The organism is Frankia sp. RB5 (assembly GCF_059816245.1).
The window spans coordinates 122,062-139,437 of record NZ_JCBATA010000012.1 but is presented as its reverse complement, the minus strand read 5'-3'; the positions used below and the strand labels follow the sequence as shown (position 1 = coordinate 139,437).

Sequence of the window (17,376 nt, the reverse complement as noted above, 5' to 3'; positions counted from 1 at the left end):
GCATGAGACCCGCGGGTCCGCCGCCCGCGATGATGACCGTCCCGCTCATGGTGCCTCCCGTGTCTGTCGGATTCCGGGTGGGTTCGTCGCCGGCGCGCGCCGGTCCGCCCGCCGCGCGCCGGCTGGTACACCGCTGATCGGTGCGCGGGCGCGCGTCCGAGAGGACCTCAGGCGACGGCGCTGCGGATCATGCCCTTGGTACGCAGCGAAACGGTGTTCTCCACCGCTCTCGTCGCCGCCCTGCTCGGCCTCGGCGCCCGGCTGGTCCCCGGGCCTACCAGTTCGCGATCTCGCGGTCGGACACCGCCGACGAGGCCGGCCTCATCCGGCGGCGTCAGCGGAGCTCAGCCCATCCCGCGTCACCCGTTCCGGCGCTGTACCGCGGTGAATCCCACGATGCTGGCCGTGTCGGAAACGCACGCGGCCAGACGTCCCTTCGATCGTGTCGGTGTCCCAGAACCCGTCGCGCGCATGTCAGGGTCCAGCCAGCCACGGGATGCCGCCAGTGCGGAATCCCGTGGACGTCTCCGAACATGTGAAAGGGCGTGGATAATATGCGACCTGCACGACTTGCGCGACTGGGCGTCACCACGGGCGGACTACTCCTGGTGGGCTGCGCGGTGGGCACAGCGACGGTGCCCGTCGCCGCGTTGGCAGCGGGATCGACGAGCAGGCCCGCTGCGCACGGCGCTGCCGCGAACCCGGCGCACCAGGCGTCCTGGGACTGGCCGGCCTGGAACTGGGACGGCCCGAAGGAGGACGGACACCGACGGAACGTCGTCGTGACCATTCCCGAGGAGGACCGTTTCACGCCGTTCGGTCTCACGATCAGGACCGGCGACTCGGTGACCTGGAAGAACAACGACACCGATGACCACACCGTGGTGACCGACAACTCGTTCACCACCACCGACAATCGTGGTGTCAATCATCTGATACCTGGAACGGACTCGAACAACGGCCGACCGGGAGTATTCACCCTGACGTTCCGGCGCCCCGGGAACTTCGTCTACTACTGCCGTTTCCATTCACATCTCGATCAGTTCGACCAGCCGGTGGCGCCTGGGCCGGACGGCGGCATCCAGGACGCGAACGGCAACTTCGGCACGCCGATGATGGGTGTCATCACGGTCCTCCCGAAGGACGGCGGCAAGGACGACTGGTCCATCGGCTGAGCGCCGGCCGGCCGGAGCCGGCGAGCGTGTGAGGCCGAGAGCGCCGGGCGGTCAGCCCGCAGCTGGCGCCGGTGGGGTGTCGTCCGGGTAGGGGCCCCAGGCGTCGGTGCGGCGGGTGGACGGCCTGCGGCCGAGTCTGCCCACCCGGACGAGGCTTGCCAGCGTGTCGAGGATGACCCGGGCCGAGATCAGCGACGTCTGCTCGGCCCAGTCGTACGGCGGCGAGCACTCGACGAGCTCCATCCCGGACAGCCCGCCCTCGGCGATCCGCCGGACCAGGCCGAGCGCCTCCCGGGGCAGTAGCCCGCCCGGCTCGGGCCAGCCGGTACCGGGCACGAACCCGGAGTCGATCACGTCGATGTCGAACGACAGGTAGACGGCCTTGGCGCCCTGCCAGGCCAGCTCCAGGGCCGTTTCGGCGATCTTGTCGATGCCGACCCGCTCGACGTCGCCCACCGTCATGACCGTCGTGCCCCGGGCCCGGCCGACCTTCACCCCGGCCCGGGGCGCCTGCCAGCCGCCGATGCCGATCTGGACCAGGTTCGTGGCCGGCGCGTTCGGGATGTTCGTCGCGTGGAACCAGGGCGTCGTGTGCATCCGCTCGTCCAGGTCGAGCTCCTGGGTGTCGACGTGCCGGTCGAAGTGGATGATCCCGATGTTGCCGTCGACATAGGGCGCGAGGCCCCGCACCGTCGGGTAGCCGATCGAGTGGTCGCCGCCGAGCACGACCGGGAAGGCGCCGGACGCGGCGACGTGGCCGATCGCCTTGCTGATCTGGTCGAAGGACTTCTCCAGGTTGCCGGGGATGGCGAAGACGTCGCCGATGTCGACCATGTTGAGCTGTTCGCGCAGGTCGACGCCCAGCTCGTAGCTGTAGGTGCCGAACAGGTTGGTGGCCCGTCGGATGCCCTGGGGGCCGAAGCGGGTGCCGGGGCGGTAGGTCGTCCCGGCGTCCAGCGGAGCACCGAAGATCGCCACCTCGGCGTCGCCGACGTCGTGGACGTCCTCCAGATAGGGGCACTTGAGGAAGGTGCCGCGCTCGCCGGCGAAGTGCGGCAGCTCGCCGCGGGCGAACGTCGGGATGGTGCGATCCGTGATCGAGTCGGCCGCCGGCAGGCCGTGGGCCAGCCCGCGCTCGACCTCCTCCTTCCAGCGCCGGTGGGACAGCCTGCCCTCGGCCCGCTGGGCCCAGGCACCCTCGCGGTTGACGGCGTCCGGCTCGGGGGACTCGCTCATCGACGTGCTCCTTCGCGCGCTCGGCGTCACTCGGTGCGACGTGTGGTGCCGCGGATGTGGCGGTGGGTGACCGGATCAGACCACGACGGACCCCCGACCGGCGGCGTGACGGGGCCGCGCCGCCCGCCGGACGTCCATGTGGTGGCGCTCAGGCGGGTTCGGCGCCGACCACGATCTCGGCGTCGAGGTCGAGCGCGGCCAGAACGGCGTTGCTCTCGTGGCGCTGCCGCCAGTAGGCCAGGGCACCCAGGGCGAGCGCGACGGCCAGGGCGATCAGCGCGAAGTAGTGCAGGTACCAGTGCGGGGTCCCGACCGGGTTGTAGACGGCCTCCCGGGGCCAGCCCAGGTTGACCGTCATGAACACGCCCCACACGACGGCCAGGATGTTCACCGGCAGACCCCAGCGTCCGAGGGTGAACAGCGGTCGACCGGTCGCGGTGGTCACGGCGGGCGCGTCCTTCTTCGGGAAGCCCTGGAACCGGCGCAGCAGCATCGGCGCCGTGACCATCAGGTAGGCGATGTAGAGCAGCATGATGCAGACGCTGGCCAGCGCGATGTACATCGCCGGCTGGAAGACGTTGAGCACCAGGACGGCCACCGCGAACACGCCGACCACGACCGCCGCGTTGATCGGCGTCCGGAAGCGGGGCGACACGGTGGCGAGCGAGGCCGAGAACGGCAGCACCCGGTCGCGGGCCATCGAGTTCCTCGGATGAGGTCGGTGGCCGCGGAGCCACCGACCTCGCGGTGGAACTCCCGGGCTTTTCTCCCGCCGTGGAGCAGCCGGCGTGCGCGGTGACGCCCGCACGCGGCGGCTGCTTGCGCCTCTCGGACCAGGCCCGGCCAGGAGAACGCCCACGACGACATCGCGGGCGGTGTCCATGACCGGCGGAACCCTAGGCGCGCCCCCCGCTGTCGGGGGTCTCGAGCAGGAAACCGCGTGGGCGTGTCAACGACTTGTCAACGATGTGGCAATCGCATTGCCCCCGGTAAGGTTCTCGGTCGGGGTGCCCAGGGTACTGAAACCGTCATGGTAGGGCGCGGGCAGATCGCCCCGGGAAACCGACGCCCACGTAGCCGTGGCACCTCTCCTCATACCAGCCGGGAGGCGGTCGCCGGCGCTTCAGGAGCCGGTGAGGCCGAGGTGTGCGCGGAGGGCGTCGACCGCGTGCCGGCGGGGGGAGAGCTCGTTCTTCTGCTCGATGGGCATCTCGGCGAAGGTCCGAGCGCTGCCGACGGGCGCGAAGACGGTGTCGAAGCTGTGGCCGTTGCTGCCGGCCCTCGAGCCGAGATCGACGCCCATGATGATCCACGCCGCCGAGACGGGACAGGGCGCGCGCCCGCGCACCGCGTGATCGGTGCGCGGGCGCGCGTCCGAGAGGACCTCAGGCGACGGCGCTGCGGATCATGCCCTTGGTGCGCATGAGGCGCTCGCTGAGGTAGCCGTCGTGGGGGATGCCGGGGCGCAGCCAGGTCGTCGGGTTGTCGCCCAGGTAGAGGTTGATGATCGACGGTTCGTCGAGCAGGGCGTCGATGAGGTCGGCGCGTCCCGTCATGGCCGTGAGGACGAGGGAGTCACGCAGCGGGGCGATCCCGTCCTCGGGGCGCCACGGGCCGACCCACACGCACGGGAACGGCAGCTCGACGCCGAGCTGCGGCGCGGTGGGCGAGTCGACCAGGTGCACGGCGGGCCGCAGCACGGCGCCGCCGGTCGGCAGCTCGTCGACGATGCCGTCCCCGCCGAGCAGGGCGCGCGCGTCCCCGGCGACCTGGTGCAGGTAGCGGTCGATCGCGACGACCGAGGCGGTGGGCGCCACGGTGAGGATGGCGTCGGGATGGTCCGGGGGCAGGCTGGGGATGCGGCCGAGCCGGTCGGCGAGCGCGGCGGCGAGCGGCTCGGGGTCGCCCTCGACGAGCACCGCCGTCGCGCAGGTGCACGCCGTGCCGCCGAGGTGCGAGACCGACCCGGCGATGACGTCGATGTGCTCGCGCCAGTCGACGTCCGCGGCGATCAGGATCTTGGAGCGGCCGGGGCCCTGGGCGAGGACGGTGGGGATGGCGGCGTACTTGTCGACGACGTCCTGCCCGCCGTACACGATCGCGAAGTCGGACTCCTCGATCAGGATGTCGGCGACGGTGTGGTCGGTGGGCAGCAGGGTGATCGTCGCCGGCGGGAAGCCGGCGGTGCGCAGCGCCTCGACCAGGCGGAAGGCGGTGTACGGCTCCCGCGAGGAGGGGCGCACCACCACCTTGTAGCCGAGCGCCAGCGCCTCCGGCCACAGCCCGTGCACGGCCGGGGTGTTGCCGGCGGCGTGCACGGCGAACAGGTCGCCGCGGCGTGCCCAGACCGCCGAGCCGGTCAGCGTCTTCTCGTGGCGCCAGTCGGCGACGGCTCCGTGCGGGCGGGCGAGCTCGACGGTGTGGCGCTGGGAGCGCAGCACGTCCGCGATCCACTCGACGGACTGGCGCACGACGCCGCGAGGCACCCCGGACGCGGTCGAGACGAGCTCGACGTACTCGTCGGGCGCGAACCCGCCGAGGGTGGCCGTCAGGAACAGCTCGGCCGCGCGGTCGAGCGCGTCGAAGCGGACGGCGCCCGGCACGACCGGCGCGGCGCGCATCGCGGCCAGCGTCCGACGCACGTACAGGGCCGGGACCTGGCTGATCTCACCGATGGCCGCGCCGGACAGGGCGGCGAGCGGCTGGCGGGCCCGGGCGCGATAGGGCCCGGCGGGCCCAAGCGCGTCGATCTGGACTCCCCCGTCGACCTGCATGGTCAGTACACCCCTTCGATGACGGTGTGGTCGCCGAAGGTGGCGACCGGGCCGACGTCGGCGACCGAGCACCCGAGCCAGCCGGCCGGCGGTTCGAGCTTCAGCGCGAGGTCGCGTTCGAGATTGTTCGGGATGAGCGCGTACTTCGTCAGGTGGTTCATGACGACCTGGCCGCGGGTGCCGACGGGAGCGTCGTCGCCGGTGGCCGGATCGACGACCCGGAAGACGATGTACGGGCTCGGCGGGTCGAAGGAGGCGAGCCCGTCGGGGCGTTCGGTGTCGCGTTCCCGCGACATGCCGAGAATGGTGGTGCTGCCGTAGAGGCCCTTGAGCGGGATGCCGGGGAAGATCTCGGTGCGGAGGATCTCACGGGTGTCGGCGTCCATGTGGGCGCCGCTCCAGCAGAGGAACCGGACCTCCTTGCGGATCAGCTCCACCAGGTCGTCGTGGCGGGTGAGCCGTTCCAGCAGCGGCGGGGTGGTGATGAGGATGCCGACCGGCTGGGTGCGCAGGATGTGCGCGGCCTGGTCGACGATGTGCGCGACGTAGCGCTCGGACTCGGCGGTGTCGCCGCGTTCGATCAGTCGCTTGATCCAGCGCGGGTCGAGGTCGATGGTGAACAGCAGGCCGTCGTGACGACGGGCCCGGCGGCGGGCGAACTCGCCGAACATGTGCGGGCCGCTGGGGGCGATCGCGAGCACGTTCGCGGTGCCGAGGTCGGCGTAGTGGTGCTCGTCCCAGCCGAGGGCGAAGTCCATCCACCGGTCGAACATGACGAAGCGCTTGGGCAGGCCGGTGGTGCCGCCGGACTCGTACACGCCGGCGACGACGCGGTCCGCGCCCCGCAGGCCGCGGGGGATCAGGTCGGCGACGGGCACCTCGCGGAACTCGTCGACGACGTTCGGGAACAGCCGCAGGTCGTCGAAACCACGGACGTCGGCGATCGGGTCGAACGGGAGGCTGGCCGCCCGGCGCAGCCAGAACGGGCTGCCGGTCTCGGCGCTGAAATGCCAGCGCATCAGCGCGCCGATGTACTCGTCGGGATCGGCGGGTGACTGGCCGGGCTGGGGTAGATCGAGAACGGCGGGACTCATGCGCTTCCTCCGCGGGTGCGTGGATCGCGCCGGCGACCTCGGCGTCGCCGGCTCCCGGATCGTCGCGGATCTTCGAGCGCCCCCGCCGGGCGCGGGACGGGTGCCGATTGCGTCATTGGAAGTTCCATCCGCGCCATCAGGCGGTGAGGCGCAGGGGAAGGGACCGCACACCCCGGATGACGATCCGCTCACGGTAGGCGACGTCGTCGTCGAGCAGGGTGAGGGTCCGTACCCGGCGCAGCAGGGTCCGGAAGGCGATCTCCGCTTCCGCTCGGGCGAGCGGCGCGCCGAGGCAGTAGTGGATGCCGACCCCGAAGCCGAGGTGACGCCGGACGCGAGCGCCACCGGCGTAGCGGGTCACCAGGAACCGGTCCGGCTCGTCGAAGGCGGCCGGGTCCCGGTTCGCCGTCCCGACGTGCAGGATCACGCCCTCGCCCTGGCGGAAGTCGTGGCCGGCGATCCGCGCGTCGGCGAGGACCGTGCGGGCGATGAGCTGGATCGGCGGGTCGTGGCGCAGCATCTCCTCGACCGCCGGTCCCACCAGCGCCGGATCCTCGCGCAGCAGGGCGAGCTGGTCGGGGTTGCGGATCAGCGCCAGGATGCCGCCGCCCAGCAGGTTGACGGTCGTCTCGTAGCCGGCGACCAGGAGCAGGGTGCACAGTTCGAGCAGCTCACGCTCGGAGAGCACGTCCCCGTCGTCGTGGATGGCCACCAGCGCGCTGAGCAGGTCGTCACGCGGCTCGGCGCGGCGCCGGGCGATGAGGTCGCGGAAGTAGTCGTCGAAGGCGACGGTCGCGGACGCGCGGGCGCTCACCTCCGCGGGGGTCAGCGAGGGCCGCGGGTCGATCCCGCGGGTCAGCGCGTCCACCCAGCCGCCGAACTCCGGCTCGTCCTCGGCGGGGACGCCGAGCAGCCGGCACATCACCCGCAGCGGCATCGGCCTGGTCAGCGCCTCGACCATGTCGACCTCGCCGGCCGCGAGCGCCTCGTCGAGCAGCGCGTCACACAGCTCGGTGATCCGCGGGCCCAGGGCGTCCACGACGCCGGGGGTGAACGCCCGCCCGACCAGGCGGCGCAGGCGGCCGTGGTCCGGTGGGTCGGCGCGCACCAGCGAGCCGAGGCCGTCGTCGAGGTGGCCGCGGTAACTGATGCCGTCGCGGAACCCGTGCCCGATCGCCGGATGGGCGAGCACCGCGGACGCCTCGGCGTGCGTGGTCACCAGGGTCACCGGCGAGCCGGCGATCTCACCGGACAGGAAGGAGCCCGCCTCGCGGACCGACCGGAGAACGGGATACGGATCCGGCAGCCGGCTGGCCATCAGTGCCGACATGATTCCGGTGAAGCCTGACGCGGACGTGCCCGTTGTTTCCACAACGGCTGGCATGGGATTCTCCTCATCCAGGGAAGCGCACACGGATGGCGGCTTCCGGCGCGGCCGCGTATTCGGCCGCCCCCGCGACAGTCTCGCATCACCCGCCACGGCCGTCCGCACAGAAGATGAACAGGTCGAGAATTCCGCCATGCCAGCCGGACGCCCTCGATGCAACATTCCATAGCCGACTGCTATCGATCGATCGTCGGCCGACAGGGAAAGAATGAGCCGCCGGTCCCACCAGGAGGGAGGAATCCGGAAGGTAGGGAGGAATGCCGGCACGTTCGCAGGATTGATGGTTCACTATGAGTTCATCGTGCCGCCGAGATCCGCGACGGATTCCTCCTGCCCGCGGCCCGCGCCGCGGCGGCGCGCGCACCCACCGTCACGGGCCCGCCGGTTTAGCCCTGGCCGCGCGGGTAGGTGGCGGGCGGCGAGGACGTTCCTGGCGTCAGCACGTCGAGTGGGGAGCTGGTGTGTCCACCTTCTACGATCCGGTCGAGTCGTCCTTCTACTCCTGGTGTGTCGAGAGGCTGCTGGCCTCGGCGCAGCTGCGACCTCTGACCGCCGCCGGGGTGGCGGAGCTGGGCGCGGGCAGTGGGCTGCCGCTCATCGAGGCCGTCGGGCGGGCGGAGTCGGCCGCGCGGGTGCGCGGCTTCGAGCACGATCCCCAGGCGTTCCGGGCGGCGCGCCGGCTGGTCGAGCTGAAGGCGCCGGCGAACTACTCGGTCGAGTTCGGGGACTTCTTCGCCCATGCCGTCAGCGCGCAGGAACGCTGCGTCATCGCCAACCCGCCCTACCTGCCCGCCCGGCCAGACGCTGCCCACGGCCCGGACCTGTACGGCGGGCGCGACGGCGCCGAGGTCACCCGCCGGCTGCTGGCCGGCCCCTTCGACCTGGTGATGCTCATGGTTTCCTCGATCGCCGATCCGCTCGGCGTCCTCACGGAGGCGCGTGACCGGGGCTACCGCCTGCTCGACTGGGCGGTACGCCCGATCCGCTTCGGCGAGCACTGCCGCGAACCCGCGGTGTGGCGGCACATCGAGGCCCTCACGACGCGCGGCCGGGCGTTCCACCGGGCGGACGAGTACGTCCTCGCCGGCGTCACCTGGTTGCGCGAGGGCTGCGCGCCCCACCTGCCGGGCGCGGATCCCGCGGTTCTCGCCCACGTTCTCGCCCCCGGCGGCGAGCGGGCGGCCGCGTGACGACCCTCGCCTACGGCGCGGTGCTGGACCCGGCGCAGCTCCGCCCCGCTCCGCTCCCCCGCCCACGCGGCACGCTCAGTGACGCCCTGACAACCGTCCTGCGCCGCCCGGTCCACACCCTCGACGACCCGCCGGACGCCGACGACGACGCCCTGTTCGGTGAGGACGGCGCGCTCGCGCTGTACCTCCTCTACGAGCTGCACTACCGCGGGTTCGCGGACGTGGCGGAGCGCTGGGAGTGGGAACCGTCGCTGCTGCGCCTGCGCCGCCGGCTGGAGGACGACCTGCTGCCCCGCCTGCACCACGAGGTCGCCGACGCGTACCCCACGCCGCCATCTCCTGTCGGCGGCCCGGCAGCGGGAGGCTCGGACACGGTCGCCACCACGGTGGGGGACGCCGGCGCGGGAGACGTCGCGGCCGAGCGGGTCGCGGCGGCGCTGCGGGCGCTCGTCGAAGCACCGGGGGGGCCGTCGCTGTCCCGGTTCCTCGCCGAGGACGGCACCCTCGACCATTTCCGCGAGTTCGCCGTCCACCGGTCGTTGCTGCAGCTCAAGGAGGCGGATCCGCATTCGTGGGCGATCCCCCGCCTCGCCGGCGCGGCCAAGGCCGCCCTGCTGGAGATCCAGGCCGACGAGTACGGCGAGGGCGTCGAACGCGACATGCACCAGACGCTGTTCGGCCTCACGATGCGCGCCCTCGGGCTCGACCCCGCCTACGGCGCCTACCTCGACCGGGTTCCGGCCACCACGCTCGCGACGGTGAACCTGCCGTCGTTCTTCGGGCTGCACCGCGCGCACCGCGCCGCGCTGGTCGGACACCTGGCGGTGTTCGAGATGACCTCCGTCGGGCCGATGAGCGCCTACAGCGCCGCCCTGCGCCGCCACGGCCTGCCCCCGGCGGCCCGGCTGTTCTTCGACACGCACGTCGTCGCCGACGCCCACCATCAGACGGTCGCCGCCGACAGCCTCGCCGCCGGCCTGGTGCGCGCCGAACCGCAGCTGGCGGACGACCTGCTGTTCGGCGCGCGCGCGGCGATGGCGGTCGAGGGCCGCGCCACCGAGCACATCCTGACGGCCTGGGAGTCGGGCCGGTCGTCCCTGCGTTGACGTCCTCCCCCTCGTGAACGAGGGGGATTCCAACTCCTACACACCCACCAGAGGAGGCGTGCGGTGTTGAGTACCGCGACGGCGGTCCTCTTCGACGTCGACGGCACGCTCGTCGACACCACGTACCTGCCGTGGCGTGGTTCCGGGCATGCCGGCAGGAGGGACACGTCGTGCCGATGGCACGGCCGCACCGCCGGGTCGGCATGGGATCCGAGGACCTGCTCGACGCGCTGCTGCCCGAGCGGGACCGCCGCCGCGACGACGTCCTGGCGGCCGCGCGCTCGACGCCGCCGGAACCGACGCCGCTCGCTCGATCATGGTGGGCGACACACCCTGGGACGTCCTCGCCGCCCGCCGAGCCGGCCTGGACTGCGTCACCGTGACCTGCGGCGGCACCAGCCGCGCCGAACTCGTCGAGGCCGGCGCGGCCGCCGTCTACGACGACCCCGTCGACCTGCTCGCCCACCTCCGGGACTCCCCGATCGGCGCGCTGCTCGCCGACGAGCCGCGGTCCTGAGCCGGCCAGGGGCCGCTTCCGGTCCCCCAGGACCGTGGTGTCCCGCGGCTCAGGCGGGGGTCGCCCGGGGCGCCGGAGGACGGGCGGGGGGCCGGGCGCGCAGCCGGCAGCGTTCGGCGAAGGCGAGGGCGGCCAGGTGGTAGCCGCGGGCCGCCCAGCCGAGGCTGATGTTGTGGCCGGCGCCGGCCAGGCCGACGGTCTCGACGACCGGCGCGCTGGAGAAGGCCCGGGCGATCTCGGCGAGTTCCTCCTCGCCGTGCGTCCACCATCGCTCGTGCTCGGCCAGCGTGAGCCGCACCGGCGTGCGGACCTGGCTGGCCAGCCCCGGGAACACCGCCGACCAGGTCGGCGCCTCCCGCTGCTCGGCCGCCGGGATCGGCTCGACCACGCCGCGCAGGGTGCTGAACGTCCCCTGCGGGTAGAGCTCGAGCGGCCCCCAGAACAGATCGATGCTCTGGGCGCGGGTCGGCTGCGGCGCGTCCGGATCGGTGCTGTGGTGACGGCCGGGCTGGTAGCGGCGCCCCACTCCGGAGCCGTCGACGCCGAGCAGCTCGCCGCCGCGGGGATGCGCGGCGAGGTGCAGGCCGAGCTTGAACCCGTACGAGTGGCCGAGGACGAACAGGCCGGCCCCGATCTCGTGCGCCGCGGCGAACCCGTCGAGCGCCGAGAAGACGATCTCGGTCTGGGCGGCGAGGCTCACGTCGGCGTCGGGCAGGCCGGCCGAGGCACGGTAGCCGGGCCGGTCCAGCGCCAGCACGTTCCAGCCGGCGTCGGCCCCGAACGTCAGCAGCGACAGCTCCGGCACCGCCTCGCCGTGGAAGTACCGGGCGTTCATACCCCCGCCGTGCAGCGCGACGATCGTGCCCCGCGGCGGTCCCGACGCCATCGCCAGCAGCCCTGACAGCTCGCACCGGTCCGCCGCCAGCTGGACCGGTCGCACCCGCGCCGCCGACGGGGAGGACGCCGAGGGCAACGGGGCAGACACGGAGGGCAACGGGACAGGCTGCGACGGCGGCACTGGGCATCCTCCCTGGCGGGCACACGGCGGCGCCGTCGCCGAACCGGAACACCCATGTCCGGCTTTCCCACCGTAGCGCGCCACCGACGCCCGGTGCGCCGCCCAGCGGCCCACCGGCCACCCGGCGGCGCGGCCACGTCACATCAGCTGGTTGCCCGCCCCGATCTGCAGCGCCGTCCCGGTCATGAACCGGGCCTCGTCGCTGGCCAGGTAGGCCACGGTGGCGGCCACGTCCTCGGGCTCCTGGGTGCCCTCGGGCAGGGCGCTCGCGGTGACCTGCCCGAACATCCACAGGTCGTGGTCGTCCAGGCCGATGGCCTTCAGCGCCTCGGGGGACGGCGGGCGGCCCATGACCGTGCGCACCCCGTTGGGGTGGATCGTGTTGACCCGGATGTTGTACCGGGCGACCTCGACCGCGAGCGTGCGGCACAGCCCGACCAGGCCGTGCTTGGCCGCGCCGTAGCCCCCCGACATGGGATAGCCGCGGTAGCCCGCCGCGGAGCTGGTGAGGATGATCGAACCGCCGTTGCCGGCGGCGATCATGTGCGGGACGGAGGCGCGCAGCGTCTTCCACACGCCCGTCAGGTTGACGTCGACGCAGACGTCCCACTGGGCCTCGGTCAGCTCCCAGAGCCGTCCGCCGGCCATGACGCCCGCGTTCGCGACGACCACGTCCAGCCGGCCGAACCGCTCGACCCCCTCGTCGACCGCCCGCGCCACCGCGGCGAGGTCGCGCACGTCGGCCCGGGCCGTCACCACCCGCCGGCCGGTCTCCTCGACCAGCCGACCCGTCTCGGCGAGCTCCTCGGGCGTCGCGGGCCGCGGGTGCGCGCCCTCGACCGGGCCGGCCACGTCGATCGCGATGATGTCGGCGCCCTCCCGCGCGAGCCGCACGCAGTGCGCCCGGCCCTGCCCGCGCGCCGCCCCCGTCACGAACGCCACCCTGCCGTCCAGCCGACCCACTGTCCGCGTCCTCCTCGCCTCGAATCCGTGGTCAGCGTACGGAATGTGTCAGCCGCGGGCCGGGGTCCGCCTGGCCGCGATGCCCACCACGCCCGGGAACTCACCGACACCCCGGATACGGGTGATCAGCCTGCGCGTCGCGACGTCGTAGATGGTGAGGTTGCCGGGTCCGGGATGCCAGGAGCCGGTGGCCGAGTCGATGACGGCCCTGAAACCGTCGGCCCGCACGGTGTTCGGCCCGCCTTCTCCGACGAACGCCCTGGTGCCGTCCGGCGAGAACGAGACGGTCATCCCCATGCCCTCGGTCGGCAGCGTCTGGATGAGCTCGTTCGTGGCGGTGGAGAAGACGCCGACGCCGCCACCGGCGTAGACCTCCCACTGGGTCTTCCCGTCCGGCGCGACCGCGTTGTACTGCGGTGCGCTCCCGGGTGGCGTGGGAATGTTGACGACCAGCCTGTTCGTCGCCGTGTCGAGCACCGAGACGCCGGTGGGCAGGTTGGCCGTGTAGAGGCGCCGTCCGTCCGGGCTGAGCGCGAGCCACCCGGGAATGGCGCCGATCCTGACCGGCTCGCCCAGCACGTGACCGGTGGCGGCGTCGAGCGTCATGACGGTGCCGAGGGTCGCGACGTACACCTTCCTCCCGTCGGGGCTGACCACCGAGGCGACCGGCTTCTGCGGCGTCGGGCAGGTCGCGACCACCCGATCGGTCCGGGTGTCGATCCTGAGCACCTTGCCGGGGCCGGCCTCGACGGTGCCGCTGGGCAGGAACGTCTCGTACAGGTAGGTGCCGCTCGGGTCGAGGGAGCCGAGGACCCGGCCGCCGACCTCGATCGTCCGCGCGATGCGCCGGGTGCACGCGTCGACGACGACGATGTCGCGCCCGCCCCAGTTGTCGATGTACACCTTGCGCCCGTCCGGCGTGACGTAGGTGTTCGACGGCTGGCTGAGCCCCTCGATCCGGCCGACGAGCCGGCCGGTGGCGGTGTCGACGATCTGCTCGATGTTGCTGGACGAGGCCGAGAAGTAGCCCAGCGCGCCGGGCGCGCGCACCGCCGGGCAGGCCGGCGTGGCCGCCGCCGCGGGCGAGGCGGCACCGGACGACGAGCCGCCGGAACCGTCCGCGCCACAGCCGGCGAGCATCGCGACCGCCAGGGCCCCGACCGTCGCGACCGCCACCGCGCGCACCCGTAACCGCATGGACATCACCCCTGGGAATCGACAGACGAAGAGGCGCCGCAGATTTGACGAAGAGGCGCCACGGATCCATGGACAGTGGCGGCCGACAGGACGTCAGGCTCGCGTCCAGTCCCGGAAACACTGCATGGAGAACATGTGCACGGACGGCGCCGCGCACCATTCCGAATGGGCACGTGACCACCCTCGACAGCTATCGCCGAGTTTTTGTACGGTCACTCGATCGTATCGCTGACGGCCGCCACCCAGGCCTTTCTTTCACCCCCCTACGGCGCATTCGGACTGTAGCGAGGAACAGGATATTCGTCCCGGGGAGAAGAGCTGTCAACAAATACCCGGCGGTACCCGCGGCCGCATGGCCCTTACAGGCGGCCAGACCACTGGCTCGGCGGGGTGCCGGCGGGGCGGTTCACCGCCGCGACGGCCAGGCTTCACCGCGCTGGGCCCCGAAAGTGTCGGTGGTCGGGTCTAGCGTGCCGGGCATCGGGCGGACGACGGCGTCCGTCCTCGACGAAGGGTGGCCGTGATGGCCGAGTTCACCTCCTACGAGCCCGGCACGCCGTGCTGGGTCGACCTGGGCAGCCCCGACCTCGACGCCTCCCGCGCCTTCTACGGCACCCTGTTCGGCTGGGAGGCGCAGGTCTCGCCGGATCCCGCGGCCGGCGGGTACACGATCCTCACCCTGCGGGGCAGGGCGGTGGCCGGCCTCGGGCCGCTGTTCGGCGAGGGGCAGCGGCCGAGCTGGAGCACCTACGTGCGGGTGGCGGACGCCGACGCGACGGCCGAGGCGGTGCGCGCCGCCGGCGGCTCCGTCCTCGCCCCGCCCATGGACGTGTTCGACATGGGCCGGATGGCCGTGTTCGGGGACTCCGGCGGCGCGGCGGTCTCCGTCTGGCAGCCGGGGACGTTCGCGGGCGCCGAGCTCGCGAACGAGCCCGGCTCCTTCAGCTGGAACGAGCTGGACACGCGCGACCTGGCCGCGGCCCGGGCCTTCTATCCCGCCGTGTTCGGCTGGACGCTCGACGAGGCGGCGCAGGCCGGCCCCATGGAGTACTACACGTGGCAGGTCGCGGGCCGGCCGGTCGCCGGCATGATGCCGATGCCGCCGACCGTGCCGGCCGACACGCCGTCGCTGTGGCTGGCCTACTTCGCCGTCGCCGACACCGACGCCGCTCTGGCGCGCATCACCGAGCTCGGCGGCGCCACGCTGACCGGCCCGGTGGACATCCCCGCCGGCCGGTTCGCCGTCGTCGCGGGGCCGCACGGCGAGGCCTTCGCGATCATCGCGCAGTAGGCGCGGCGGCGGGCCGTTCCACCCCGATCATCGACGCCGGCGCCCGCCGCCGTCGCGCGGGCCCGCGACCGCGGGCCCGCGCAGGCCTCCCGACCAGCCGAACCTGTGGCGACGCTGCCGTGGCAGCATGAGCCAGGGCCGCCGACGCATCCCCGCCGAGCGCGCCCGCCGCCGCCCGCCTCTCGCACGAGGAGTTCGCCAGCATGGAGATCGGCCGAATCGGTATCTGGTCGATGGACCTGGAGCGCCAGCCGCTGGCCGCCGCCCGCCAGGCCGTCGCCGAGCTCGATGACCTCGGATTTCCCGCACTGTGGATCCCCGAGGCGATGGGCAAGGAGGTCATGAGCCACGCGGCCCTGCTGCTGACCGCGTCCAGCCGGATCATCGTCGCCACGGGCATCGCGAACCTGTGGGTGCGCGACGCCACCGCGATGGCCAACGCGCAGCGGACCCTCACCGAGGGCTTCCCGGAGCGCTTCCTGCTCGGCATCGGAGTGAGCCACGCCCCGGCCGTCGCCCGCCGCGGCCACACCGTCACCAGTCCGCTCGCGGCCACCCGTGAGTACCTCGAGGCGATGGACGCGGCCAGCTACACCGGGGCCGCGCCGACGGCGCCGCTGCGGCGGGTGCTGGCGGCGCTCGGCCCGCGGATGCTCGACCTCGCCGCGGAGCTCACCGCCGGCGCACACACCTACACCGTCCCGGTGGAGCACACCGCCGTGGCCCGCAAGCGCCTCGGCGAGGGCCCGCTGCTCGTCGTCGAGCAGAAGGTCGTGCTGGCCGGCGACCCGAGCGAGGCCCGGCGCATCGCCCGGCGCAACGTCGGCGGTGTCCTGCGGCTGCCCAACTACGCGAACAACCTGCGCCGCCACGGCTTCACCGACGACGACTTCGCCGACCGGGGCAGCGACCGGATCATCGACGCCCTCGTGGCCTGGGGAGATGTCGAAGCCGTGCGCCGGAGGGTCACCGAGCACCTCGACGCGGGCGCCGACCAGGTCGCCCTCCAGGTGATCGTCGAGGATCCGACCACGCTGCCGCTGCGCGAGTGGCGTGAGCTCGCCGCGCTGCTCGCCTGAGCCGGAGGCGCCGGTGCGGGGGCCGGGGACGCCGGCACGGGGCCGGGACGGGTGGGTGGGCCTGTGAGACCGCCCCTGCCCGCCCCGGCCCCCACCGGAGCTCAGCCAGCGGCCACCGGGGTGGCGGGCGCGCTCGGAGAACCGGCGGTGAAGGTCGCGGGCAGCGCCAGCGGGGAGTAGATCAGGGCCGCGTCCGGATAGCGCTCCACCTCGCCGACGAGCTGGAAGTCGGGCAGTCGGCGCAGCAGCTCCTCCAGGACGATCCGCATGGTCGAGCGGGCGACGTTCGACCCGAGGCAGCGGTGCAGGCCCACCCCGAAGGCCAGGTGGCGGTTGCTGCCGCGGTCCGCGTCGATCGCCGAGGGGTCGGGGAAGACGTCCGGGTCGCGATTGGCCGCCGCCCAGCCCACCAGCAGCCGGTCCCCCTTCGCGATGCGCACCCCGCCCACCTCGACGTCGCGGGCGGCGGTGCGGGCGAGCAGCTGCAGGGGCGCGTCGTAGCGCAGGAACTCCTCGACCGCGAACGGCAGCACGGCCGGCTCGGCGAGCAGCCGGGCGCGCAGCTCGGGCCGGCGGTCGATCTGCACGAGCGCGTTGCCGATCGCGGCCGACGTGGTGTCGAGCCCGGCGACGATGAGGGTGAACGTGTAGGAGGCGGCCTCGTCGTCGGACAGTGACTGCATGAGCTTGCTGATCAGGTCGTCGCGGAAGCCGTCGGTGCGGCGCTCGGCCATCGCCTCGGTGATCCACTCGCTGATCCGGGTCACCGCGGGCAGGACGCGCTCGAGGTCACCCGCCGAGTGCAGCATCTGGTGCACCGTGTCGACGAACTCGGCCCAGCGCGTGTCGTCCAGCCCCAGCCAGTGCATGATCATCTGGGCGGGGACCGGCTTGGCCAGGTCGTTCATCAGGTCACACCGGCCGGACTCGACGAAGCCGTCGATGGCCCGCGTGACCATCTCCCGGATGGCCGGCGCGCGCCGCTCGACCGCGCGGGGGGCGAGATCGGCGAGCAGGACCTTGCGCAGCCGCTCGGCGTCGGGGTTGTCGACCTCGATCGGTACGGACGGCACCGGCGAGAGCGTCGGGATCGACACCCCGCCCACCCCGGGCTCGACGTGCCCGGACAGGAAGGTGGCGTCGTCGATGGCGACCTGGCGCACCTCGTCGTATCCGGTGACCAGCCAGAAGCCGCCGTGCAACGGGCTCCAGAACACCGGCCGCTCCCGGACGCTGGCGTAGAACTCATAGGGATCCCGGGCGAAGACCGGGTCATGGTGATCGAACGCGATCGTCGGTGCGCTCGCCGAGGTGTCCATCGGGTGCCTCCCGGGGTGCGGAGTCAGCGG

General features: G+C 72.9%; 16 protein-coding genes. 6 read left to right on the top strand and 10 right to left on the bottom strand.

All coding sequences use genetic code 11. From position 1 onward, the window contains the following. Positions 1 to 620: 620 nt before the first annotated feature. Complete coding sequence (locus AC6EXY_RS08750; RefSeq protein WP_207770198.1) at positions 621 to 1,175, top strand: plastocyanin/azurin family copper-binding protein; 555 nt, start codon at positions 621 to 623, stop codon at positions 1,173 to 1,175. A 51-nt stretch (positions 1,176 to 1,226) separates the two neighbouring features. On the opposite strand, the gene AC6EXY_RS08745 is transcribed toward AC6EXY_RS08750, so the two are convergent. The 6 genes from AC6EXY_RS08745 to AC6EXY_RS08720 form a co-directional block, all read right to left on the bottom strand. Next, on the bottom strand, positions 1,227 to 2,411 hold the full coding sequence (locus AC6EXY_RS08745; RefSeq protein WP_101830743.1) for an agmatinase family protein: 1,185 nt from the start codon (positions 2,409 to 2,411) through the stop codon (positions 1,227 to 1,229). Between the two features lie 148 nt (positions 2,412 to 2,559). Then, positions 2,560 to 3,111 (bottom strand): amino acid permease, encoded by a 552-nt coding sequence (locus tag AC6EXY_RS08740; RefSeq protein WP_101830742.1) that lies wholly within the window; start codon positions 3,109 to 3,111, stop codon positions 2,560 to 2,562. A gap of 423 nt (positions 3,112 to 3,534) precedes the next feature. Further along, a complete protein-coding gene (locus tag AC6EXY_RS08735) occupies positions 3,535 to 3,714 on the bottom strand; it encodes a non-canonical purine NTP pyrophosphatase (RefSeq protein ID WP_101830754.1) in 180 nt (59 codons plus the stop codon). Between the two features lie 82 nt (positions 3,715 to 3,796). Further along, entirely contained in the window at positions 3,797 to 5,185 is a 1,389-nt protein-coding gene (locus AC6EXY_RS08730) for an aldehyde dehydrogenase family protein (RefSeq protein ID WP_499816499.1), read from the bottom strand. 2 nt (positions 5,186 to 5,187) lie between these two features. Further along, positions 5,188 to 6,279 carry an AMP-binding protein gene (locus tag AC6EXY_RS08725; RefSeq protein WP_499816498.1) on the bottom strand — a complete coding sequence of 364 codons (1,092 nt, stop codon included), beginning with the start codon at positions 6,277 to 6,279 and terminating at the stop codon, positions 5,188 to 5,190. Positions 6,280 to 6,415: 136 nt separating this feature from the next. Next, complete coding sequence (locus AC6EXY_RS08720; protein WP_101830739.1) at positions 6,416 to 7,663, bottom strand: cytochrome P450; 1,248 nt, start codon at positions 7,661 to 7,663, stop codon at positions 6,416 to 6,418. 464 nt (positions 7,664 to 8,127) lie between these two features. Between AC6EXY_RS08720 and AC6EXY_RS08715 the strand changes: the two genes are divergently transcribed. The 3 genes from AC6EXY_RS08715 (at position 8,128) to AC6EXY_RS08705 (ending at position 10,479) form a co-directional block, all read left to right on the top strand. Continuing rightward, on the top strand, positions 8,128 to 8,856 hold the full coding sequence (locus AC6EXY_RS08715) for a class I SAM-dependent methyltransferase (RefSeq protein ID WP_101830738.1): 729 nt from the start codon (positions 8,128 to 8,130) through the stop codon (positions 8,854 to 8,856). Then, positions 8,853 to 9,962, top strand: a complete 1,110-nt coding sequence (locus tag AC6EXY_RS08710) for an iron-containing redox enzyme family protein (RefSeq protein ID WP_243407281.1) — start codon at positions 8,853 to 8,855, stop codon at positions 9,960 to 9,962. Before AC6EXY_RS08715 ends, AC6EXY_RS08710 begins: the two co-directional genes overlap by 4 nt. Before the next feature lie 148 nt (positions 9,963 to 10,110). Continuing rightward, positions 10,111 to 10,479 carry an HAD family hydrolase gene (locus tag AC6EXY_RS08705; RefSeq protein ID WP_243407280.1) on the top strand — a complete coding sequence of 123 codons (369 nt, stop codon included), beginning with the start codon at positions 10,111 to 10,113 and terminating at the stop codon, positions 10,477 to 10,479. A 49-nt stretch (positions 10,480 to 10,528) separates the two neighbouring features. Here AC6EXY_RS08705 and AC6EXY_RS08700 read toward each other — a convergent pair whose 3' ends face one another. The 3 genes from AC6EXY_RS08700 to AC6EXY_RS08690 all read right to left on the bottom strand — a co-directional run bounded on the left by AC6EXY_RS08700 (position 10,529) and on the right by AC6EXY_RS08690 (position 13,657). Next, on the bottom strand, positions 10,529 to 11,419 hold the full coding sequence (locus AC6EXY_RS08700) for an alpha/beta hydrolase (RefSeq protein WP_499842322.1): 891 nt from the start codon (positions 11,417 to 11,419) through the stop codon (positions 10,529 to 10,531). 216 nt (positions 11,420 to 11,635) lie between these two features. Further along, entirely contained in the window at positions 11,636 to 12,460 is an 825-nt protein-coding gene (locus AC6EXY_RS08695; RefSeq protein WP_101833011.1) for a mycofactocin-coupled SDR family oxidoreductase, read from the bottom strand. A gap of 48 nt (positions 12,461 to 12,508) precedes the next feature. Continuing rightward, on the bottom strand, positions 12,509 to 13,657 hold the full coding sequence (locus AC6EXY_RS08690) for a beta-propeller fold lactonase family protein (RefSeq protein WP_133150750.1): 1,149 nt from the start codon (positions 13,655 to 13,657) through the stop codon (positions 12,509 to 12,511). 523 nt (positions 13,658 to 14,180) lie between these two features. Between AC6EXY_RS08690 and AC6EXY_RS08685 the strand changes: the two genes are divergently transcribed. Both AC6EXY_RS08685 and AC6EXY_RS08680 read left to right on the top strand, forming a co-directional pair. Then, the gene (locus AC6EXY_RS08685; protein ID WP_101833013.1) at positions 14,181 to 14,948 is read left to right on the top strand and encodes a VOC family protein; all 768 of its coding nucleotides are present in this window, start codon (positions 14,181 to 14,183) and stop codon (positions 14,946 to 14,948) included. 203 nt (positions 14,949 to 15,151) lie between these two features. Continuing rightward, positions 15,152 to 16,027 carry an LLM class F420-dependent oxidoreductase gene (locus AC6EXY_RS08680; protein ID WP_499816496.1) on the top strand — a complete coding sequence of 292 codons (876 nt, stop codon included), beginning with the start codon at positions 15,152 to 15,154 and terminating at the stop codon, positions 16,025 to 16,027. Positions 16,028 to 16,128: 101 nt separating this feature from the next. Here AC6EXY_RS08680 and AC6EXY_RS08675 read toward each other — a convergent pair whose 3' ends face one another. After that, positions 16,129 to 17,346, bottom strand: a complete 1,218-nt coding sequence (locus AC6EXY_RS08675) for a cytochrome P450 (protein WP_101836487.1) — start codon at positions 17,344 to 17,346, stop codon at positions 16,129 to 16,131. Between the last annotated feature and the right edge of the window lie 30 nt (positions 17,347 to 17,376).